The organism is Nocardiopsis chromatogenes YIM 90109 (genome assembly GCF_000341185.1).
Taxonomy (GTDB): Bacteria; Actinomycetota; Actinomycetes; order Streptosporangiales; family Streptosporangiaceae; genus Nocardiopsis_A; species Nocardiopsis_A chromatogenes.
This window is the reverse complement of sequence record NZ_ANBH01000027.1, coordinates 1-21244: the sequence shown is the minus strand read 5'-3', so window position 1 is coordinate 21244 and position 21244 is coordinate 1. Positions and strand designations below refer to the sequence as shown.

Here is a 21244-nt window from a genome sequence, read left to right as displayed (position 1 = left end):
ATGGGCCCACACGGTCGTACGGTGATCGGGTCGTGACGGCGCGATTCACGGGAGGACCGGGGTATGGCCGAGCCGGACGGGGAAAAGGGGAACGACGGGGCGCCGGACCAGGGGAGACACGCACTCCTCGGGCTGGTCTTCGGCGGATGGGCGGCCCAGGTCGTCGGTGCCGCCGCGCGCATGCGGGTCGCCGACGCCGTGGGCGGCCGGACGCGCACGGCGGCCGAACTCGCCGCCGAGTACGGGGCGCCGCAGCAGGCCATTGACCGCTTCCTGCGCGCCCTGGCCGCGCTCGGGGTCCTCGTGGAGGAAGGGAGGGGGCGCTATCGCCTGGGCCCGGCGGGCGAGGCGCTCCGGGACGGCCCCGGCGGCATGCGCTCGTTCGCGCAGATGTTCACCGACCCGGCGATGCTGCGCGCCTGGGAGCGCCTGGACGAGAGCGTGCGCACCGGGGACACCTCCTTCGAGACGGTGTACGGGGTCCCCTTCTTCGACCACCTCAAGGGGCGGCCCGACCTGTCGCAGCTGTTCAACGCCTCCATGAGCCAGGCCACCGCCGACACGGCCGCGGCCCTGCCCGGCCGCTTCGCCTTCGAGGGGTACACCCGCGTGGTCGACGTCGGCGGCGGCGACGGCACCCTGCTGGCCGCGGTGCTGGCGCACCACACCGGGCTCCGCGGAACCCTCTACGACAGCCCCGAGGGCGCGGCCGAGGCGGACCGGCGGCTGGACGAGGCCGGGGTGGCCGGGCGCTGCGACGTCGTGCACGGTGACTTCTTCGCGTCGGTCCCCTCCGGCGGCGACCTCTACCTGCTGAAGAGCATCGTCCACGACTGGGACGACGACCGGGCCGCGGCGATCCTGCGCAACTGCCGTGAGGCGATCGCCGAAGGCGGGCGCCTCCTGGTGGTGGAGCCGGTGCTGCCCGACCGGGTCCCGGGCGATGGCAGGGCCGGGCTGTACCTGAGCGACCTCAACATGATGGTGAACGTGGGCGGCCGGGAGCGCACCCGGGCCGACTTCGAGGAGCTGTGCGCGCGGGCGGGCTTCTCGGTCGTGTCGGTGGACGCGCTTCCCGCGCCGTCCACGTTCGGGCTGATCGAGGCCGTCCCGGTCTAAGGCGTGGGGCGGCCGTCGCCCGTGTCGAGCGTGATCCAGGTGTCCGGCGGCAGTTCCGGGCGGCCGGGGACCTCGCGGCGCTCCTCGTGCCAGGCGTCTCCCACCGCCGCGTCGGCCACGCGCCGCCAGAACCGGGCGGCACCGGGGTTGTCCTCCTGGAAGGCGATCGACCAGCGCCCCGGCCGCAGGCGCAGCAGGGCCAGCGCCGCCCCCGTGCCGACCCCGCCGCGCCGCAGGCCGCGCAGGATGAAGAACGACCCGATGGAGGTGGACCCGTCGGGGAGGGGCCGGGTGAGGGCGAACCCGGCGACCGCGCCGTCCGCCCGGATCAGCAGGACCTCCCGTCCGGGCTCGTCGAAGAAGAGGGGGAGGCGCGGGAAGGGGAAGACGCCGTCCTCATCGGGGACGGCCCCGCGGAACTCGGACAGGTCGTGCCGCTCGAACTGCCCGAGCCGCTCGATGAGGGCACGCGACTCGTCCCCCACCGGTTCGACGGTGACGGCGGGGGCGGGGGTTGCGCGGGGTGGGGGAGTGTCCATCGATGCATGATCACACGCCCCGGTCCGTGCCCGTGACGGCGGCGGCGCCGCGTCCGGGGTCTGGCCGCCCGAGGCGGGCCGGAGGCGGCGAGTGCGCCGGTGTGACCGCGTTTCCGTATCCGGTGTGCACCTTTACACCGGATGGATGCCGTCCGCCGGCGTGGTGGATCGTCGGTCGCAGGCCAGGGCCTCGGAGGCGGACCGGAACCGCCCCGGAGCCGCAGCCGGCGAGCCGACCTTCCCGGACGGGGGGCGACACGACTCCGGCGGACGCGGCCACCGGATGCCCGAACCGGGCCTCCTGCGTCCCTCGGGGAAAGGTGGTGTCCGTTGGGGTGGTGTGACTTCTGCCGACTGCGGCCGCCTTCGGCGGGCGGCCCCCGAGCCCCGCAGAAGGCGGCCGCAGGGCCAAGGCCCCGACGGCGGGCCGGGTCCGCGGCAGGGCCGCGGCAGGGCCGCGGCCAGCGGGCCCACCCGGCAAGACGACAACGACACCACTCCAGCGGACGTGACCTGGGGACGCCCCGCTACCGCCCTCCGGGGGTGTGCCCGTCCAGCGTGGCCGCGACCTCCGACATCACCTCCAGGAACGCCTCCACCGGTGCCGGGAGCGGGGGTGCGCCGAAGGTCACCGCCTCCACCAGGCGCACCCGGCCCGTCGGCTCGGTGCGCAGCCCCTCCGCGCGGTGGGCGCGCAGGGCCAGCCCCGGCAGGGTGCTCACGCCCAGCCCCGCGGCCACGAGCGACTGCACCGCCACATAGTCGTCGGTGGCGTAGGCGACCTCCGGCTCGAAGCCCTCGGCGGCGCACGCCCGGAGAAGCTGGGCCCGGCAGCGCTCGCACCCGGCGATCCACCGGCGGTCCGCGAAGTCCCGCAGGCGCGGCGGCCCCGGGCGCCGACCCCCGCGACGTGCACGCGGCCCGTCCGCGCCCCCTTGCGCAGCCGGGGCCACGAGGTGGATCGGGTCCTCCAGCAGCGGCACCGTGTGGAACCCCTCCGGCGGCGGCTCGTCCTCGTGGCGGAAGACGACCGCCGCGTCCGCCTCGCCCCTGCGCACCGCGGCCAGCGCTTCCGGCGGCTCGGCCTCCACCAGGGCCGCCTCCACCCCCGGGTGCCGCTCGGCGAACCGCGCCGCCGCCCGCGGCACCAGCACCGCCAGCGCGGAGGGGAAGGCGGGCAGCCGCACCCGCCCCTGAGTCAGGCCCGCGTGCGCGGCCAGCTCGGCCCGGGCCTGGTCGATGCGGCCCAGGATCTCCTCGGCGCGGGCGGCCAGCGCCGCGCCCGCGTCGGTGAGCCGGATCCCGCGGCCGCTGCGGCGCACCAGCGCCACCCCCGCCTCGGCCTCCAGGCGGGCCAGGTGGTGGCTGACCGAGGGCTGGGCGTAGTGCAGGGCGGCCGCCGCGCCGGTCACCGAGCCCTCGCGGGCGATCGCGGCGAAGACGCGCAGCCGGGTCTCGTCGAACACACCCCCACGCTACCGGGGCCCATAGACATCCCCTATGCATCCACTCGGAACCGGCATTTGTCCTATGGGAGGGCCCGGACCAGGATGAAGGGCATGACCAGCGCACACGCAGCCACCGCGCCCGACGCGCCTCGAACGGCCGCCCCCGGCATCACCGACGTCCTGCGCGCCCGGCGGCTCCTCCAGGGGCGCCTGGACCCGACCCCGCTGCGCTCCTACCCCGCGCTCGACCGCCGCCTGGGGGCGCGGGTGCTCGTCAAGCACGAGAACCTCCAGCCGACCGGCGCCTTCAAGGTCCGCGGCGGGCTCGTCCTGCTGTCCCGGATGGCCGAGGCCGAGCGGGCCCGCGGCGTGGTCACCTACTCCACCGGCAACCACGCCCAGTCGATCGCCTACGCCGCCCGCGCCACCGGCGCACCCTGCACCGTCGTCGTGCCCGAGGACCCCAACCCCGTCAAGGCCGAGGCCGTTCGCGCCCTCGGCGCCGACCTGGTCGAAGCCGGAAGCGACCTGGACAGGGCGCGGGTCCGCGCCGAAGCCCTCGCCGCCGAGCGCGGTGCCCGCCTGGTGAGCCCCGGCGACGAGCCGGACCTCATCGCCGGGGTCGCGACCGCCTACCTGGAGCTCTTCACGGAGGCGCCCGACCTGGACGCGGTCCTGGTCCCGGTGGGCGGGGGCAGCGGAGCCGCCGGGGCCTGCATCGCCGCCGCGGCCCTCGCACCGCGGTGCCGGGTCATCGGCGTCCAGTCCGAGGCCTCCCCGGCGGCGCACGACTCCTGGCGCGCGGGCGCCTGCACGGCCCGCCCCGACCGGACCCGCGCCGAAGGGCTGGCGACCGGGCGCGGATTCGCGCTCCCGCAGTCGGTGCTCCGCGACCGGCTCGACGACTTCGTCCTGGTCGGCGATGAGGACATCCGCCGCGCCCAGTGGTGGGCCATGTCCGAGGCCGGGACGGTGGCCGAGGGCGCGGGCGCGGCGGCCCTGGCGGGCGCCCGCGCGGTCGCCGAGCGCTTCCCCGGAGGCCGCATCGCCGTCGTGTGCACCGGCGGCAACGCGAGCCCTGAGGAGCTGCGCCGCTGCACCGCCTCCGACTGAGGCGGCGCGGCGGGCGGCACGGGCGGCGCGGCTTTGTTCATCCGACCGTTCTCCTCTCCGGCGCCCGTACCCGCCTATCACATGATTCGATAGGGCGAACGGAGAAAAAGGGGACGGTCGCGCCCGGAGCGATGTCGGCCCGGCGCCCGGCCCTGAGCGACCATCGGTGATCGATCACAAGGGAGCGCCTGTGCCGGCCGACACCCCCCTCATCCCGCAGCCGGAAGCGACCCCCGAAGCACTGCGGGAGGCGGTGTCGGTCCTCGCGCCCGAGCGGCTGGGCGAGTTCCACAGGGACCTCTCCAGAGCCGAGGCCGACCAGCGCGCCTCGCCCGGCATGCAGCCGATGCAGGTCTTCTCCGCCAAGTGGTCGCAGTTCGCGGCCCTGCACCGGTTCCCCGAACGCAGTGAGCGGATGCGCCGCCTGGAGGCCAGCCTCGGCCGCGAAGCCGACCCGGCCAAGAGCCTGGAGGCGATCCGGGCGATCTCCGACCTCCTGGCCGAGGTCGACGCCGAGCTCAACGCCCGCGGCGCCCGGAGCGCACAGCCGAACACCCACTGAGATCGTTGATGGGGGATTCTGATTCGGCTGCGGGCATGGCGAGGGGCGTCCGTGGTCGGTGTGTGCGGGCCGGCTGCGCCCGTGGATCGGGGCGGTGGTCTGGACGCTGAAGGGCCGCCTGGGGCCGGAGTGCCGTGCCGGGGGCACCGCCGGGGCCTCGGGCCGGGGTGTGCTGGAGGGGCTGCGCGCTCTACGCCGTGGTCCGGCACGACCGGCTGGTCGGTGCCCCGGTCGAGCGGCCGCTGGTGGCCTGCGACCAATGACCGGGGCACACGATTCCCATCAACGATCCGAGCCCCCGCTGAGCCCCCGTATCCGGACGGGGCTGCGGGCCCATCGGCCGACCCCCCGGAAGGCCCGGGGCCCGGCCCGGACGGTCCCGAACCGCCCTCACACCAGCGACCGCTCCTGTGCGTAGTGGCAGGCGGTCAGGTGGCCGCCCGGCACCCTCGCCTTCAAAGGGGGCTCCTCCTCCACGCACCGGGCCCGCTCCCGCTCGCTCAGCTCATCGGCGAACTTCGGGCACCTGGTCCGGAACCGGCAGCCCGACGGCGGCGCGGACGGACTCGGCACGTCCCCCTGTACCAGGATGCGCTGACGCCGCCGCTCCTTGCGCGGGTCCGGCAGCGGGATCGCCGACACCAGCGTCTGCGTGTACGGGTGCGCCGCCGACGCGAACACCCGGTCGGCCGCCCCCGTCTCCACCACCTTGCCCAGGTACATCACCGCCACCCGGTCGGCGATGTGCCGCACCACCGACAGGTCGTGCGACACGAACAGGTACGCCAGCCCGAACTCCTCCTGCAGGTCCTCCAGCAGGTTGATGATCCCCGCCTGGATGGACACGTCCAGCGCCGAGACCGGCTCGTCCAGGATGAGCGTGCGCGGCCGCAGCGCCAGCGCGCGGGCGATGCCGATCCGCTGGCGCTGCCCGCCCGAGAACTCGTGCGGGTACCGCGCCCCGTGCTCGGGCCCCAGCCCCACCGTGGACAGCAGCCGCTCCACGTCGGCCGCGCCCCCGTGCCCCCGGTACAGGCCGTGGATCCGCAGCGGCTCGGCCACGATCTCGGACACCGTCATGCGCGGGTCCAGCGAGGCGAACGGGTCCTGGAACACGATCTGCATGTCCTGGCGCAGCCTGCGCAGTTCGGCCCGGGGAAGCGCGGCGATGTCGGCGCCCTCGAACTCCACCCGCCCCGCGTCGGGGGCCAGCAGCCGCAGCAGAAGCCGCGCCGTGGTCGACTTTCCGCACCCCGACTCGCCGACCAGCGCCAGCGTCTCGTGCTCCCGCAGCTCCAGCGACACCCCGCACACCGCGTGCACGTCGCCGATCCGCCGCCGCACCACCCCCTTCGACCGTACCGGGAAGTGCTTGACCAGGCCCTCCGCGCGGAGCAGGGCGGCGCCCGCAGCGGGGGAGGGGGCCGGGGCGCGCTCGCCGGGCTCCCGGGCGCGGGCGAACACCTCCTGCGGGGTCCGCCCCTCCAGCCGCTCGGCGAAGTGGCACGCGGCCAGGTGCCCGCCGCTGACCTCGCGCAGGGGCGGCTCCTCGGCGGTGCACCGCGCCTCGGCCATCGGGCAGCGCGGCGCGAACGGGCACCCCGGCGGCGGGGCGAGCAGCGTCGGCGGCGCCCCGGAGATCGGCGCCAGCCGCAGGCTCCGCCCCTGGTCCAGGCGCGGCTGGCTGCCCAGCAGCCCCAGCGTGTACGGCATCCGCGGGCGCTCGAACACCTCCTCCACCGGCCCCTGCTCCACCAGCCGCCCGGCGTACATCACCGCCACCCGGTCCACGTGCCCGGCCACCACCCCCAGGTCGTGGGTGATCAGCACCAGCGCCGCCCCGGTGCGCCGCCGCGCCGCCTCCAGCGCCTCCAGCACCTGCGCCTGCACCGTCACGTCCAGCGCGGTCGTGGGCTCGTCGGCGATGATCACGTCCGGCTCGTTGGCCATCGCGATCGCGATCACCACCCGCTGGCGCATGCCCCCCGACAGCTCGTGCGGGTAGCTGCGCACCCGCTCCCGCGGCTGCGGGATGCCCACCTCCGCCAGCAGCTCCACCGCCCGCGCCAGGGCCTCCCGCTCGCTCACGGCCCGGTGCGCCCGCACCGCCTCGGCGATCTGCCGCCCCACCGTGTACACCGGGTTGAGCGAGGTCAGCGGGTCCTGGAAGACCATGGCGATGCGCTCCCCGCGCACCCGGCTCAGCTCCTCGTCGGGCAGGTGCAGCACTTCCCGGCCCACCACCCGCGCCGACCCCGTCACCTGGGCCCCGCGCGGCAGCAGCCCCATCACCGCCAGGGACGCCACCGACTTGCCCGACCCCGACTCGCCGACGATCCCCAGCGCCTCCCCGGGCCGCAGCCCGAGGGTCAGGCCCCGCACCGCCCGCACCCGCCCGTCCTCGGTCGGGAAGGACACGTGCAGGTCCTCGACCCGCAGGACGGCCTCCGCCTGCTCCGCCGCTCCGGCCACCGCTTCCTCCGCCCTCATCCGCGCACCATCGCCTGCCGGGGGTCCAGGGCGTCCCGCAGCCCGTCCCCGATGAAGTTGATGACCAGGGCGATCAGCACGATCGTCAGGCCCGGCGGGTAGAAGAGCCACGGCCGGGTGAACGCCGCCGTCTTGGCGTGCTGCACCATCAGCCCCAGACTGATGTCGGGCGCCTGGATGCCGAACCCGAGGAACGACATCGCCGCCTCCACCAGGATCGCGACCGCGATCAGCAGGGTGGCCGCCACGATGATCGGCCCGGCGGCATTCGGCAGCAGGTGGCGCAGGATGATCCGGGCGTGCGAGGCGCCCGCCGCCCGCGCCGCCTCCACGAACTCCTGCTCGCGCAGCGACAGCACCACCCCGCGCACCACCCGCGAGATCGGCGTCCAGGAGAACGCGGCGATCACCAGCGCCACCCCGTACCAGGTGGTGCCGCCGCGCACGTTCCCGCCGACCGCCGCCACGACCACCAGCAGCGGCACGATGAGCAGCACGTCGACCAGGCGCATCATCACCGCGTCGACCCACCCCCGGAAGTACCCGGCCACCGCGCCCCACACCGACCCCAGCACGGTGGCCAGCACCGTGACGGTGAAGGCGACCTTGAGCGTCTGCTGCATCCCGCGCATGAGCTGGCCCAGCACGTCGTTCCCGGCGCTGGTGGTGCCCAGCGGGTGCGCGGCGCTCGGCTCGGCGCTGCTCGGGATGTCCGAGGAGACGGTGTGGTCCCACTGCCACAGCAGCGGCCCGGCGAACGCGAAGGCGGCCAGCGCCGCCAGCACCGCCAGGCTCGCCACCGCCGGGCGGTGCCGGGCGAACCGCATCGCGATGGTGCGGAGCTGCCCGCGCGGCGCGGGCGCCGCGCCGCCCATCGTGCCGCCCGTCGCGCCGTCGGCACCGTTGCCGTCTCCCGTGTCCGTGACGCGCTCACTCATAGCGGATCCTCGGGTCCAGAACGCCGTAGAGCAGGTCGGCGGCGAGGTTGGCCAGCACCACCAGCGTCCCGGCCAGCATCAGCCAGCCCATGAGCACGTAGGCGTCGCTGGTGCGGATGGCCTCCACCAGCAGGGTGCCCAGCCCCCGCCATTGGAAGACGGTCTCGATGAGCACCGTCCCGGCGAGGATCTCGGCGATGGTCACCGCCGCCACGCTGGTGAGCGGGATGAGCGCGGTGCGCAGCGCGTGCCGCCGCATCACCGTGCGCCGCGGCAGGCCCTTGGCGTGCGCCAGGCGCACGTAGTCGCTGTTGAGCACCTCCAGCATGGCGGTGCGCTGGTAGCGGCTCCAGGCGGCGTACCCGGTGAGCATCAGCGCCAGCGTCGGCAGCACCAGGTGCCCTCCGGCGTCGGCGATCCGCTCCCACAGGCCCATACCGCGCGTGTCGGCCGCGCTGTCGCCGATCGTGTAGAACACGGTCGCGCCGAGCTGCCCGTTGGCCCACACCCCGGCCTCCTTGATCAGCGCGCCCAGCCAGAAGGTGGGCATGGCCAGCGCGAGGAAGCCGATGAAGGTCAGCGTGTAGTCCACCGCCGAGTACTGGCGCATGGCGCTGACCACGCCGGTGAACACCGCCAGCCCCAGCGCCAGCAGCACGGCCGCGGCCACCAGCCGCAGGGTGACGCCCATCCGGGCGGCGACCTCGGCGCCCACGTCGAAGGCGGGTCCGCGCACCGACGGCCCGAACTCGCCGCGCAGCAGGCCGATGTCGCCGTTGCCGCCGATCCCGGTCAGCCACAGCCAGTACCGCTCGTACACCGGCCGGTCCATGTACAGCCGCTCCCGCTCGGCCTCGATGACCTCCTCCGAGGGCGGCGGCTGCTGCACCAGCAGGTCGGCCAGGGGGTCGCCGGTGACGTCGATGAGCAGGAAGGACAGCAGGGAGGCGGCGAGCAGCACCGGCACGGTGACCAGCAGCCGCCGGATCACGAAGACGAGCATGGCTCAACCCCCGGCAGGCCGGCGTCAGTTCGCCGCCATGCCCCACTGGCCGATGTTGTAGGTGGCCCTCAGGCTGTGCTGGCGGTTGTCGCGGATGTTGGTGAACCCGTCGGTGACGAAGGAGTAGCGCGGCTCGTCGACCAACGGCAGCACGTAGGCCTCCTCCACCACCTGCCGCCCGGCCTCGTTGGCGGCCTCGGCGGCCTCGTCCAGCGTGGTGGCGGTGCCCATGCCCTCCAGCGCCTCGTCCACGTCCGCGGAGTCCAGCCCGCCGAAGTTGCTGCCCGAGGAGCTGTGCCACTGCTGGCCGGGGTTGATCACGAACCAGGGGCTGCCGCTCCAGCCGAACTGGACGATGTCGTAGTCCTGGTCGCCCAGCACCCCGCCCAGGTCGTCGATGGTCTCGATCTCGGTGGCCACACCGATCTCCTCCAGCTGGGACTGGACGATCTGCAGCGAGTCCTGGCGGATCTGGTCGGCGGTGGCGCGCAGCCGGAAGGGGCCCACCTGCTCCCCGTCGCGCTTGAGCGTGCCGCCGTCGATCTCGTACCCGGCCTCCTCCAGCATCCGGGTGGCCTCCTCGACGTCCCCGGTGCCCTGCGGGGAGTCGGCGAACAGGTCCTCGTGGTAGGGGCTGCCGGGGGCGAAGGTGTGGTTGGTCTTGCGCTGGACGTCGGGGAAGGCGGTGCCGTACCCGCGCTCGGCGATCTCCTGGGCGTCGATCGCGGTGAAGATCGCCCGCCGCAGCTCCACGTCCTCCAGCCACTCGTTCTCGGTGTTCAGGTCGATGTGCTCCCAGCCCGCGCCGGGCCCCACGTCGACCGACACCTCGGGCATGCCGCGCAACTGCTCGATCACGTCGTCGTTGATCTTGGCGGGGCTGCCGCCGTCGATCTCGCCGTTGGTCAGCGCCGGGACCCAGGTGTCCTCGGCGTCGTTGAACTGGATGACCACGGTGTCCAGGGTGGGCTGGACCTCGCCGTACCAGTTCTCGTTGGGCTCCAGGATGACCTGGGTCTCCAGGTCGCCCTCGACGATCCTGTAGGGGCCGCCGGAGTACTCGGGCACGGTCTCGTTCAGCCACTCGAAGTAGGCCCCGACATCCGCGGGCTCCTCCAGGTCGTAGCCCTGCTCCTCGGCCAGGTGGGCGGGCAGCAGGCCGCCCGCGATCTGGTGGGCGTCGAGGAAGCCCCGCCACTCGGGGTTGGACCGCCCCTCCTTGAGGGTGACGGTGACGGTCCTGCCGTCCTCGGAGGCCTCCATCTCCTCCACGTCGTCGTAGATGCCGGGCTGGCGGGAGCGGCAGCCCTCGCACCAGCCCTCCTCGTCGCTGGTGGACATCTTCACGGTGGCGATGAAGTCGTCGGCGCCGATGGGGGTGCCGTCGTCCCACACGGCCGTGTCGTTGAAGGTGAAGGAGAAGGAGAACGGGTCCTCGGAGACCAGCTCCGGCTCCTCGGCCAGCAGGTCCATGTTGAACTCGTAGGTCTGTCCGTCCGGCGACCACTGGCCGGTCTTGGGCAGGATCCCGGAGAGCATCTGCAGCGTGTACACGCTGCCACCCTCGGGGGAGACGGTCGTCCAGGCGCCGGGGAAGTCGCTGACCACCCAGGTGATCTCGCCGCCGTCCGCGCGCTCGCCGGAGTTGCAGGTGTTGGGCTCGGCCTCGCAGTCCTCCCAGACGCCTCCGGCCCCCGTCCCGCCGTCCCCGCCGCCGCCGGTGCACGCGGTCGCGGTGAGGGCGAGGGCGGCCAGGGCGGCCGCCGGTCCGGTGAGTCTCGAACTGTTGCGCACGGTCGCCATCCTTCTCCTCGCCGGTTGTGCACCCGGGGGCGGTGCGCCGGATCCGGGCGGGGCGGTCACCGACAGCACAACATCGGCGGCGGCGCGGATATAAGACCGTGGGTGCGATTTGTGACGAACCTGAAACCGCATTCTTCGTGAAATGTCCCGCCCGGGTCGTCGGAGGGGGAGACCGGGCGTTTCAGAAGGGGGAGGCGGTGCTGGTTCCCTATTTCGCGCCGGGGGCGGTGTTTGCGTCCGGCCGCCTTTTTCGGGGGAGTTCGGGGAATTCGGGGAAAGAGCGGCGAATGTGGCCGGTGGTGCTGCCGGGAAGGGCGGGCGGACGCGTGAATGAAGAACGGAGAAGGGGCGGGGGCGAATGCACCCGCCCCTTCTCCGCTTTCGGCCGTCCGGTTCAGCCGCGGCCGGGACGGCCGTGGCCGTTCCCCTGGCCCTTCCCGTGGCCGTTCCCGTGGCCGTTCCCGTTTCCGTTCCCATGGCCGTGGCCGGGCCCGCCGCCCTTGCCCGGCGTGCCGTACCAGCGCTTGTGCTCCCTGCGGTCCACCTTCGGGTCCCCGCTCAGCGGGCGGAACCGGATGACCTGCGGGTCGTGGTCGCTGACCTGGTCGTGGAACTCGGAGTTGAGCCGCACGATGTCCAGCCGCGCCCGGTCGGCGGCCGCGCCCGAGACCAGCATGTGGTCGAGCGCCTGGGAGTTGCCGTCGAAGACGTAGGTGTAGCGCTCCTCGGCGGGCAGGTCCTCCATGGGGTTGTGCAGGGCGCCGCCGTCGGTGAGCGTGTCCAGCGTCTCGGAGAACCAGAAGTCGTTCAGGTCGCCGACCACCAGCACGTTGGCGTCGGGGTCCGCCGCCTGCAGCTCGTCGACGAACGCGCGCACCAGTTCGGCCTGGGCGTGCCGCTGCACCTCGGAGGAGCGCTCCGGGGGCTGGGCGGTGCCGTGCAGCGCCTGGTCCCCGCCCTTGGAGGCGAAGTGGTTGGTCACCACGAACACGGGCCGCCCCTCGAAGGAGAACTCGCCCGCCAGCGGCTTGCGGCTGTTCTCCCAGGCGGCGTCCTTCGGGGCGATCCGGCCGGGCGAGACGCTCAGGTGCGCCCCGCCGCCCTCGCCGACCACCTCCACCGGCGTGGTGGCGTCACCGCCCGGACGGTCGGTGAAGGACACCCGCTCGGGGTCGAACAGCAGCGCGTTGCGGATGTTGCCGCCGGGACGGCCGCCGTCCTGTTTGTCCTCGGGGTCGATCAGCCGCCACTCGTAGGACGGCCCGCCCGCGGCCTCGACCGCCTCGGTCAGCAGTTCCAGGGTCCGGTCGGCCGACACGGTGCCGTCGTCCGCCGGGCCGCTGTCGTCCTGGACCTCCTCCACGGACACGATCGCCGGGGAGGCCAGCCCCTCGGCGATCCCCTCGCCCAGCCGGTCGAACGTGGCCCGGTCGTCCTCGGGGGACAGGTTCTCCACGTTGTAGGCGGCCGCCGACAGCTCCCAGTCCCCGGCCGGCTCGGCCGCGGTGCGCTCCAGGCCGTTGTCGACGTGCCCGCCCAGCTCGGTCGCCTTGAGCACGTAGCCGCCGAAGCGCGTGTAGTACAGCGGCCCCTGTGTCGGCCCGGCCAGCTCGTCGCCGGTGTCCACCTCGGGGAAGGGGCGCTCGGAGAACGGGATGAGCGACTCGACCTTCAGCCGCCCGGAGTTGGGGTCGTCGTAGCCGCTGTAGACGGTGCCGCCCCGGGGCGAGGCGTTCTGGTCGGGCTCGGTGGTCACCCACAGCCCGTTGTAGTCGTCGGTCGGGCCGACGGTGCGGGCGTCCTCCACCCGCACCACCATGTGCTCGCGCGACTCCCAGTAGTCCAGGGCGAACGCGCCGGGCTCCAGCTCGCGGCCGCTGATGTCGTCGCCCTCGGGGGCGTACGCGCCGGGCACCGTCCCCGGCTCCAGGCCGACCGGGCCCGGCACCCCGCCCCGGCCGGTCACCTCCCAGGAGGCGTCGGCGAGCTGGGTGACCGTCTGCAGCCCGTCGCCGGGGGAGTACTCCTGCACCCGGCCGCCGACGGCGACCGTGTCGCCCGGGGCGACGTCGGGCGTGGTGCGGCCGGTGAACACGAACAGGGCCTCGCTGGTGCGCGGGTCCCCGTCGCCCTCGGGGTCCTGGAACCAGAACCCGCGGGCCGACCCGAAGGCGTTCACGGCGGTGACGGTGCCGGTGACGCCCGCGACCTCGCGCCCGTCGAAGGGGGAGAGGCGGGTGGTGCCCTGGATCTCGTGGATGCGCGGCGCCGCGTCGGCCACGGCGGCGCCGCCGCCGGAGGCGGCGAGGGCTGCGGACAGCGCGACGGCCGCCAGGGGGCGGGCGCGCCGGGGGAGGGGGAGGCGGGGTGTGGGGGCCACTCCGATCGGCCTTTCCGGATCGCGGGAAGAGCGGGCGTCCGATCATGCCCGACCCGCGTTACGGCGCGGAAGCCCCCCGGTGAACGGCGCCCCCGGCGGCGGTCCCGGGAGGAACACCCCCCGCGGACCGCGCCGGCGGGGCCCGCCTCGCCAGGGTCGGCACGGGGGCGCGCCGGGATGCCGCACAGATCGCCGAACCGCTGCGCGCGGGCGCGCCCATGGTGCACCATGGGCTGCGTGGACGCCCGACACGTCGCGCTGCTGCGCGACCTCCTCGCCTCGACCCCGTGGGTGGAGCGCGCCGAGGACCTCGCGCGCGGACTGCGCCGCACCAGGACCCCCGGCGGCCTGATGCTGCTGGGCACCCCCGACGACGAGCCCTGGCACCTCGCCGCGCACCTCGACGACGAGGCGCGCTACGCCGACCTGCCGCAGCTCTCGCCGTCCCTCGTGCGGTGGGAGCCCCCGCCCGGAGCGCCCGCGCACCTGAGCATCGGCCTGGACCGGCTGGAGGACGCCCGGCGCGGGCACACCCTGTTCGTCGTCAACGACGCCCCCGAGGCGCCGGTGCCGCTGCTGGAGCGGGTGGACGACGCCCGCCGCTCCGGGGCCACCGTGCTCGCCCTCGACCAGGGCGACCCCGAGCTCGCCTCCATCGCGCACGAGGCGGTCAGCCTGCGGCCCTCGGGCGACCCGGTCACCTTCGAGGGCATGCAGCACCTGGTCTCCAGCGCCGCGGGGCAGGCCGAGGACCGGCGCAAGGGCGGCCTGCGCGACCGGCTCTCACGCTTCCTCGACCTGGTCAGTGGGCCCCGCCCGGCGGACTGACACCGCCCGTTGGCCCGCGCCCCTCCGGGGCCGGGCCTACCGGTCCTGCTCCCAGGGGTCGTCGGAGGCCTCCCAGGCCTCGTTGCGCTCGGCGACCGTGTGCAGCGCACCGGCGGCCGACGCCTCGTCGGCGTAGGGCCCGAGGCGGAACTTGTTCGGGCACCCCGCGCCCTTCTCCACCCGGTCGTGCTTCAGGCAGTACCACCAGCGCTGGTCCTCGGGCAGGTCCATCGGGTTGCCGGCCATCTCACTGCTCCCTCTGCCGTACGTCCCGTGCGCGCGCCCCGCCCTGCGGGGCCCGGGACCCCCGGGCGGCCGCACCGGGCGCGCACTCGCCTCCTACCCCCTGGCCGTGCGGTGCCACACACCGGCGCCGGTCACCGCCGCGCGAACCGCTCCGGGGGGCCGTCGCGGGTAGACTTCCCCGACATGACCACACCGCTTGTTCCCGGGCGAATCTCGCCGCAGCGCTCCGTCCCCTCCAGCATCGAGCGGCCGGAGTACGTCGGTCGGAAACGCCCGGTCGAAGGGGTGCTGGGGGACGTGCAGACCCCCGAGACCATCGAGGCTATGCGCGAGGCCGGGCGGATCGCCGCCCAGGCCCTGCAGGAGGTCGGCAAGCACATCGTCCCGGGCGTCACCACCGACGAGCTCGACCGGATCGGCCACGAGTTCCTCGTCGACCACGGGGCCTACCCCAGCACGCTCGGCTACAAGGGCTACCCCAAGTCGCTGTGCTCCTCGCTCAACGAGGTCATCTGCCACGGCATCCCGGACGACACCGTGGTCAAGGACGGCGACATCGTCAACATCGACATCACCGCCTACTACAAGGGCGTGCACGGCGACACCAACGCCACCTTCATCGCGGGCGAGGCCACCCAGGAGCACCGGCTGCTGGTCGAGCGCACCGAGGAGGCCACCCGGCGCGCCATCAAGGCCTGCCGCCCGGGCCGCCGGATCAATGTGATCGGGCGGGTCATCGAGTCCTACGCCAAGCGCTTCGGCTACGGCGTGGTGCGCGACTTCACCGGCCACGGTGTGGGCCCGGAGTTCCACTCCGGACTGGTCATCCCGCACTACGACGACCCGCGCGCCGACACCGTCATGGTCCCCGGCATGACCTTCACCATCGAGCCCATGATCACGCTGGGCACCATCGAGTACGACCTGTGGGACGACGGCTGGACCGCGGTGACCGCCGACCGCAAGTGGACCGCGCAGTTCGAGCACACCCTGGTGATCACCGACGACGGCGTCGAGATCCTCACCCGGGCCTGACCGGCCCGCCCACCGGGCGCCGCCCGCCCGCCGCGACCGCCCGCGGCGGGCCCGCCTCGGCGCCCGATAAGGCTTGGCAACCCCCGGCACCCCCGGGATAGGGTCGCCCCGTGAGGGTGCTGATCTCCGCCGACATGGAAGGCGCCACCGGCGTCACCTGGCCTGCCGACGTCGAACCCGGCACCGAGCAGTGGCAGCGCTGCCGGTCCATGTTCACCTCCGACGTGAACGCCGCCATCGCCGGGCTCCACGCCGGGGGCGCCACCGGGGTCCTGGTCAACGAGGCCCACTCCACCATGCGCAACCTGCTGCTGGAGCGCCTCGACGAGCGCGCGTCGATGCTCACCGGGCGGCACAAGGACCTGTCCATGGTCGAAGGGGTCCAGCGCGGTGACGTCGACGGCGTCGTCTTCCTCGGCTACCACTGCGGCGCCGGGGAGGAGGGCGTGCTCGCCCACACCTACCTGCCCAACTCCGTCACCGGGGTGTGGCTGGACGGGGAGACGGCGAGCGAGGGGCGGCTCAACGCCGCCGTGTGCGCCGAGTTCGGCGCCCCCGTCCTGCTCGTCACCGGCGACGACAAGACCTGCGAGGACGCGGCGCGCTACGCCCCCTCGGCCCGCACCGTCGCCGTCAAGGACCACGTGTCCCGGTACGCGGCCGTGTGCCGCCCGCCCGGCCGCACCCACGCCGCCATCGCCGAGGCCGCCCGGGACGCCATGGGCGCGGCCGGGCGCACCGAACCCCTCCGCCGCGCCGAGCCCTACCGCGTCGAGGTGGAGGTCGACGCCGAACACCTGGCCGGGGCCGCCGCCGTGGTCCCCGGCGTCGAGCGCGTCGGTGCCCGGCGCGTCCGGTACACCTCGCCCACCGCCTATGACATGATCCGCTGCTTCAAGGCGGTCACCACCCTCATCTCCAACGCGGTCGAGGACCGCTACGGGTGACCCGCTCCCAGGACGAAGCGACGATCGAGAAAAGGGCGCCCGTGCGCGAGGAAGACTTCTCGACCGCCGACGACGAGGTCGTGCGGTTCACCTCTGAACTCATCAGGATCGACACCACCAACCGCGGGGGAGGCGACGGCGACGAGCGGGAGGCCGCCGAGTTCGTCGCCGCCCTGCTGGACGGGGCCGGGCTGGAGCCGCGGCTGCTGGAGTCGGCGCCGCGCCGCTCCAACGTGGTCGCCCGCATCCCGGGCACCGACCCCGCCCTCCCCGGACTGCTCGTCCACGGCCACCTCGACGTGGTCCCCGCCGACCCGGCGGTGTGGCGCCTCCACCCCTTCTCCGGGGAGGTGCGCGACGGCATGGTGTGGGGGCGCGGCGCCATCGACATGAAGGACGCGGTCGCCATGGTCGCGGCCGTGGCCCGGCACTGGTCCCGCACCGGCCGCCGCCCCCGCCGCGACATCGTGCTCGCCTTCACCGCCGACGAGGAGGCCAGCGCCGCCTACGGCGCCGAGTGGCTGGTGCGCACGCACCCCGGGCTGTTCGAGGGGTGCACCGAGGCGGTCGGCGAGTCCGGCGGCCACACCGAGCACGTGCGCGCGCCGGACGGGCGGACGGTGCGGCTGTACCCGGTGGCCGCCGGGGAGCGCGGCACCGCCTGGCTGCGGCTGCGCGCCTCGGGCACGGCGGGCCACGGCTCGCGACCCAACACCGACAACGCGGTGCAGGCGCTCGCGGCCGCCGTCGCCCGCATCGGCGACCACCGCTGGCCCTACCGGCTCACCCCGCTCACCCGGGCCGCGATCACCGACATCGGCGCGGCGGTGGGCGTCAAGGTCGACCTGGACGCCCCCGGCTTCGACGCCGACCGCGACCTGCCCGCGCTGCTGGACCGCCTGGGCGACGCGGCGGGGATGGTGCGCGGCACGGTGCGCGAGAGCGCCAACCCGACCATGCTCGACGCCGGGTACAAGGTCAACGTCATCCCCGGCGACGCGGCGGCCGGGGTCGACGGGCGGGTCCTGCCCGGCGGGCGCGAGGCCTTCGAGGCCGCCCTGGACGCGCTCACCGGCCCCGGGGTGGACTGGGAGTACGAGCACAGCTCGCCCGCCCTGGAGTCCCCCGTCGAGGCGCCGCTCTTCGCCGCCATGCGCGCGGCGCTGCTGGCCCACGACCCCGAGGGGCACGTGGTGCCGGTGTGCATGGCCGGAGGGACCGACGCCAAGCAGTTCTCCGAACTCGGCATCGCCGGGTACGGGTTCACCCCGCTGCTGATGCCGCCGGGGCTGGACCGGGACGCGATGTTCCACGGCGTCGACGAGCGCGTACCGGTGGAGGCGCTCCGCTTCGGCGTGCGCGTCCTGGACCGCTTCCTGTCGGCGGCCGAGTAGCGACGACCAGAAAGGCACAGGTGACCATGCCCCGCCTCCCCTACGGTTCGTGGCCCTCACCGATCGGCGCGGACGCCGTCGCCCGGCACGACGGCTCCCCGGGCTGGCCCGCCGCGGTCGGAGAGGAGGTGTGGTGGACCGAGCCCCGCCCGGAGGAGGGCGGGCGCACGGCCCTGTGCCGCACCCGGCTGGACCGTCCCGAGGACGGGGTGGAGGAGGTGCTCGGCGCCCCGTGGAACGCCCGCACCCGGGTGCACGAGTACGGCGGGCGCCCCTACCTGCTGCTCGACCGCGCCGAGGCGGGCACCGCGGTGGTGTTCAGCGAGTACACCGACCAGCGGCTCTACCTGTCCTTCCCGAAGCAGGTGCAGCCGCCGTCGCCGCTCACCCCCGAGCCGGAGGTGCCCGGCGCGCTGCGCTACGCCGAGGCGGTCGAGGGGCCGCCCGGGCGGGACGAGGTGTGGTGCATCCGCGAGGAGCACACCGGGCCCGCCCCCACCGACGTGCGCCGGGCCCTGGTCGCCGTGCCCGTGGACGGGTCGGCCGCCGAGGACCCGTCGGCGGTGCGGGTGGTCGCCGAGGGCCGCCGCTTCCTGGCCTGCCCCCGCGTCTCGCCCGATGGGCGGCGCCTGTCCTGGATCGGGTGGGACCACCCGGACATGCCGTGGGACTCCACCTTCCTCACGGTCGCGGCGATCGGGCCGGACGGCACCGCCGCCGGGCAGCGCGACGTCGCCGGAGGGCCGGGGGAGTCGGTGGTGCAGGCCGAGTGGGGCGACGACGCCACCCTGTACTGCGTCTCGGACGCCTCGGGCTGGTGGAACCCCTACCAGATCACCATCGGCCCCGACGGCGGTGCGGCACGCGCCCCGGTCGCCCTGGCGCCCGCCCAGGAGGAGTACGGCGGGCCGCTGTGGAAACTCGGGCAGCGGTGGATCCTGCCGATGAACAACGGCCTGATCGCGGCCGTGCACGGAACCGGCTCCCTGCGGCTGTCGCTGCTGTGCCCGGACTCCGGGGCGCTCACCGACGTGGCCACCCCGCACACCGAGTGGGCGGGCATGCTGGTGGCGGCCGGGGCCGCGGGGGGCACGGCGGTCGGCGTGGCCGCCTCGCCCGACCTGTCCGCCCAGGTGGTGGCGGTGGTCGCCGCCGACCGTTCGTGGCGGTCGCTGAGCCGCCGCGCCGGGGACGAGCCGGAGGTGCACCACGGGTACGCCCCGCGGGCCGAGCGCCGGGTGTTCACCGGCCCCGGCGGCCGCGAGGTGCACGCGATCGTCCACCCGCCGCACAACCCCCGCGCCGAAGGCCCCGAGGGGGAGCCGCCGCCGTATGCGGTGTGGGCGCACGGTGGGCCCACCGGCCGGTCCACCACCGCCCAGGACGCCGAGGTCGCCTACTTCACCTCACGCGGCATCGGGGTGGTGCAGGTCGACTACGGGGGCTCCACCGGGTACGGGCGCGCCTACCGGGAGCGGCTGCGCGGGCAGTGGGGCGTGGTGGACGTGGAGGACTGCGCCGCCGTGGCCCGCGCGCTGGCCGCCGAGGGCAGCGCCGACGCGGACCGGCTGGCGATCCGCGGGGGCAGCGCGGGCGGGTGGACCGCGGCGGCGGCACTGGCCGCCGAGGACGTGTTCGCCTGCGGGGTGGTCCAGTACCCCATCGTGGACCTGGCGGGTTGGCGCACCGGGGAGACGCACGACTTCGAGTCCCAGTACCTGGAGAGCCTGGTGGGCCCCTGGCCGCAGGAGCGGGAGCGCTACGAGGAGCGGTCGCCGGTCAACCGCGCCGACGCCATCACCGCCCCGTTCGTGCTCATGCAGGGCGACGAGGACGAGATCTGCCCTCCGGCGCAGGCGCGGCGGCTGCTGGAGCGGGTGAAGGGGCGCGGCGTACCGCACGCCTACATGGAGTTCGCCGGGGAGCAGCACGGGTTCCGCAGGGCGGAGTCCATCCAGGCCGCCCTGGAGGCGGAGCTGTCGCTGTACGCGCAGGTGTTCGGGTTCGATACCGACGCCCCGGCGCTGGAGCTGCGGTCGTGAGCGCGCGGCGCCCGCCGCGGCTGCGCGCGGGGGACACGGTGGCGCTGGTGGCGCCGTGCAGCCCCACCCCGGAGGAGGAGCTGGCGGCGGCGCTGCCGGTGATCGAGGCGTGGGGCGCGCGGCCGCAGGTGCGCCCGCACACGCGCGACCGGCACCCGGTGCTGGGCTACCTGGCGGGGACCGACGCCGACCGCGCGGCTGACCTGCAGGAGGCGCTGCTGGCGCCGGACGTGGCCGCGGTGGTGTGCGTGCGCGGCGGCGACGGGGCGCACCGCACGCTCGACCTGCTCGACTACGGGGCCCTGCGCGGGGCGCCGCCCAAGGCGTTCGTGGGGTTCAGCGACGTGACCGCGCTGCACGCGGCGTTCGCCGAAGAACTGGACCTGGTGACGTTCCACGGGCCGGGCGCCGGGTACTTCGGCAGGGACCCGGCGGCGGCGGAGGAGCTGCGGACGACCCTGTTCGAGCCGGAGTCGCGGGTGCGGATCGCCCCGCCCGGGGCGCGGCCGCTGATCGGCGGGACGGCGCGGGGGCGGCTGATGGGGGGCAACCTGAGCATCCTGGCCGACAGCCTGGCCACACCGCACTTCCGGGCCTCGGCCGAGGGGGGCCTGCTGCTGTTGGAGGACGTCGGGGAGGACGTGTCCCGGCTGGACCGGATGCTCACCCAGCTGTTGCGGAGCGGGTGGATGAACGGGGCGGCGGGGGTCCTGCTGGGGTCGTGGGGCAAGTGCACGCCGGACGAGGAGACGATCCGGGCGATGATGCGGGAGCGGCTGGCCCCGCTGGGGGTCCCGGTGGCCGACGGCTTCGGTTTCGGCCACATCCCGGCCCAGACGACGGTCCCGCTGGGCATGACCGCCACCCTGGACGCGGACGCGGGCACACTGGTCCTGGACGAGCCCGCCCTCGTGTAGCCGCGTCAGGCGTGGTTCGAGGCGTTTCCATAGGCGTGGTTCTCCGGGGTGCGGTTCGGCAGGCATCCCCACCGCCCGCCGCGTGGGTCATCGCAGTCGGGCGGGCCCACCCCGCCCCTCGGTTTCAGGTCTGCTGCAGGTGCGGCCATGGGGTTGGGTCCCTCGGTGTCCGGCCATCCGTCACCCACTCGGCGCCGATGGCGATGACCGGGCGACGATGCAGGTCGGCGCCTCTTCCGGCAGCGCTGTCGAGCGGAGGGCGTGTGCGCGGTCGCCGTGGACGGCGGCGACGGCACGGGGCAGTGCTCCTTGGCGCAGCGTTGTCGGCCGTGCGGCGTGTGCGTGGTCACCGTGTTGGGCGGCGACGGGGTGAGCGGGGCGGTTCCCCGGCCCTGCCTGCCGGGTGCCGCGCTCCTCGTGGTCCAGGAGGCGGCGCGGCC

17 protein-coding genes are annotated in these 21244 nt (G+C 74.8%); 9 read left to right on the top strand and 8 right to left on the bottom strand.

Going from position 1 to position 21244, the window contains the following annotated elements:
• The first annotated feature begins 63 nt into the window (after window positions 1-63).
• Window positions 64-1119: a methyltransferase gene (locus D476_RS0102520; protein ID WP_017622411.1), complete on the top strand. Its 1056-nt coding sequence runs from the start codon at window positions 64-66 to the stop codon at window positions 1117-1119.
• Here D476_RS0102520 and D476_RS0102515 read toward each other — a convergent pair.
• Both D476_RS0102515 and D476_RS0102510 read right to left on the bottom strand, forming a co-directional pair.
• Window positions 1116-1658, bottom strand: a complete 543-nt coding sequence (locus D476_RS0102515) for a GNAT family N-acetyltransferase (RefSeq protein WP_051061560.1) — start codon at window positions 1656-1658, stop codon at window positions 1116-1118. The genes D476_RS0102520 and D476_RS0102515 overlap by 4 nt on opposite strands.
• 527 nt (window positions 1659-2185) lie before the next feature.
• Window positions 2186-3124, bottom strand: coding sequence for a LysR family transcriptional regulator (locus D476_RS0102510; RefSeq protein WP_017622409.1), 939 nt, complete (start codon window positions 3122-3124; stop codon window positions 2186-2188).
• A 93-nt stretch (window positions 3125-3217) separates the two neighbouring features.
• Between D476_RS0102510 and D476_RS0102505 the strand changes: the two genes are divergently transcribed.
• Both D476_RS0102505 and D476_RS0102500 read left to right on the top strand, forming a co-directional pair.
• The gene (locus D476_RS0102505; protein WP_017622408.1) at window positions 3218-4219 is read left to right on the top strand and encodes a threonine ammonia-lyase; all 1002 of its coding nucleotides are present in this window, start codon (window positions 3218-3220) and stop codon (window positions 4217-4219) included.
• Window positions 4220-4409: 190 nt separating this feature from the next.
• The gene (locus tag D476_RS0102500; protein ID WP_017622407.1) at window positions 4410-4781 is read left to right on the top strand and encodes a hypothetical protein; all 372 of its coding nucleotides are present in this window, start codon (window positions 4410-4412) and stop codon (window positions 4779-4781) included.
• 390 nt (window positions 4782-5171) lie between these two features.
• Here the strand turns inward: D476_RS0102500 and D476_RS0102495 are convergent, their stop codons facing one another.
• From D476_RS0102495 to D476_RS0102475, 5 genes are all read right to left on the bottom strand, one after another.
• Window positions 5172-7271: an ABC transporter ATP-binding protein gene (locus tag D476_RS0102495; protein WP_040724998.1), complete on the bottom strand. Its 2100-nt coding sequence runs from the start codon at window positions 7269-7271 to the stop codon at window positions 5172-5174.
• Window positions 7268-8146, bottom strand: coding sequence for an ABC transporter permease (locus D476_RS0102490; protein WP_026123158.1), 879 nt, complete (start codon window positions 8144-8146; stop codon window positions 7268-7270). Before D476_RS0102490 ends, D476_RS0102495 begins: the two co-directional genes overlap by 4 nt.
• Before the next feature lie 55 nt (window positions 8147-8201).
• Window positions 8202-9212: an ABC transporter permease gene (locus D476_RS0102485; RefSeq protein WP_017622404.1), complete on the bottom strand. Its 1011-nt coding sequence runs from the start codon at window positions 9210-9212 to the stop codon at window positions 8202-8204.
• 24 nt (window positions 9213-9236) lie between these two features.
• Complete coding sequence (locus D476_RS0102480) at window positions 9237-11015, bottom strand: ABC transporter family substrate-binding protein (protein WP_017622403.1); 1779 nt, start codon at window positions 11013-11015, stop codon at window positions 9237-9239.
• A gap of 394 nt (window positions 11016-11409) precedes the next feature.
• Window positions 11410-13395, bottom strand: coding sequence for an endonuclease/exonuclease/phosphatase family protein (locus D476_RS0102475; protein WP_017622402.1), 1986 nt, complete (start codon window positions 13393-13395; stop codon window positions 11410-11412).
• A 228-nt stretch (window positions 13396-13623) separates the two neighbouring features.
• On the opposite strand from D476_RS0102475, the gene D476_RS0102470 reads away from it, so the two are divergent.
• Window positions 13624-14223: a hypothetical protein gene (locus D476_RS0102470; RefSeq protein ID WP_017622401.1), complete on the top strand. Its 600-nt coding sequence runs from the start codon at window positions 13624-13626 to the stop codon at window positions 14221-14223.
• Window positions 14224-14259: 36 nt separating this feature from the next.
• Here the strand turns inward: D476_RS0102470 and D476_RS0102465 are convergent, their stop codons facing one another.
• Entirely contained in the window at window positions 14260-14469 is a 210-nt protein-coding gene (locus D476_RS0102465; RefSeq protein ID WP_017622400.1) for a hypothetical protein, read from the bottom strand.
• Between the two features lie 183 nt (window positions 14470-14652).
• Here D476_RS0102465 and map point away from each other — a divergent pair, with 183 nt between their 5' ends.
• The 5 genes from map to D476_RS0102440 all read left to right on the top strand — a co-directional run bounded on the left by map (window position 14653) and on the right by D476_RS0102440 (window position 20804).
• A complete protein-coding gene (gene map / locus D476_RS0102460) occupies window positions 14653-15504 on the top strand; it encodes a type I methionyl aminopeptidase (protein WP_083939383.1) in 852 nt (283 codons plus the stop codon).
• Between the two features lie 110 nt (window positions 15505-15614).
• Entirely contained in the window at window positions 15615-16451 is an 837-nt protein-coding gene (locus tag D476_RS0102455) for a M55 family metallopeptidase (protein ID WP_017622398.1), read from the top strand.
• On the top strand, window positions 16448-17845 hold the full coding sequence (locus tag D476_RS0102450; protein ID WP_017622397.1) for a M20/M25/M40 family metallo-hydrolase: 1398 nt from the start codon (window positions 16448-16450) through the stop codon (window positions 17843-17845). Before D476_RS0102455 ends, D476_RS0102450 begins: the two co-directional genes overlap by 4 nt.
• A 26-nt stretch (window positions 17846-17871) precedes the next feature.
• A complete protein-coding gene (locus D476_RS0102445) occupies window positions 17872-19887 on the top strand; it encodes an alpha/beta hydrolase family protein (RefSeq protein WP_017622396.1) in 2016 nt (671 codons plus the stop codon).
• Window positions 19884-20804: a S66 peptidase family protein gene (locus D476_RS0102440; protein ID WP_017622395.1), complete on the top strand. Its 921-nt coding sequence runs from the start codon at window positions 19884-19886 to the stop codon at window positions 20802-20804. The genes D476_RS0102445 and D476_RS0102440 overlap by 4 nt, the downstream gene beginning before the upstream one ends.
• Window positions 20805-21244 lie beyond the last annotated feature (440 nt).

Excerpts from the sequence above, each read along its gene's own strand:
- D476_RS0102520 (WP_017622411.1), top strand. The coding sequence starts at position 64 with ATGGCCGAGCCGGACGGGGAAAAGGGGAACGACGGGGCGCCGGACCAG.
- D476_RS0102515 (WP_051061560.1), bottom strand. The coding sequence starts at position 1,658 with ATGGACACTCCCCCACCCCGCGCAACCCCCGCCCCCGCCGTCACCGTC.
- D476_RS0102505 (WP_017622408.1), top strand. The coding sequence starts at position 3,218 with ATGACCAGCGCACACGCAGCCACCGCGCCCGACGCGCCTCGAACGGCC.
- D476_RS0102495 (WP_040724998.1), bottom strand. The coding sequence starts at position 7,271 with ATGAGGGCGGAGGAAGCGGTGGCCGGAGCGGCGGAGCAGGCGGAGGCC.
- D476_RS0102490 (WP_026123158.1), bottom strand. The coding sequence starts at position 8,146 with ATGGGCGGCGCGGCGCCCGCGCCGCGCGGGCAGCTCCGCACCATCGCG.
- D476_RS0102485 (WP_017622404.1), bottom strand. The coding sequence starts at position 9,212 with ATGCTCGTCTTCGTGATCCGGCGGCTGCTGGTCACCGTGCCGGTGCTG.
- D476_RS0102480 (WP_017622403.1), bottom strand. The coding sequence starts at position 11,015 with ATGGCGACCGTGCGCAACAGTTCGAGACTCACCGGACCGGCGGCCGCC.
- D476_RS0102470 (WP_017622401.1), top strand. The coding sequence starts at position 13,624 with ATGGGCTGCGTGGACGCCCGACACGTCGCGCTGCTGCGCGACCTCCTC.
- D476_RS0102465 (WP_017622400.1), bottom strand. The coding sequence starts at position 14,469 with ATGGCCGGCAACCCGATGGACCTGCCCGAGGACCAGCGCTGGTGGTAC.
- map (WP_083939383.1), top strand. The coding sequence starts at position 14,653 with ATGACCACACCGCTTGTTCCCGGGCGAATCTCGCCGCAGCGCTCCGTC.
- D476_RS0102445 (WP_017622396.1), top strand. The coding sequence starts at position 17,872 with ATGCCCCGCCTCCCCTACGGTTCGTGGCCCTCACCGATCGGCGCGGAC.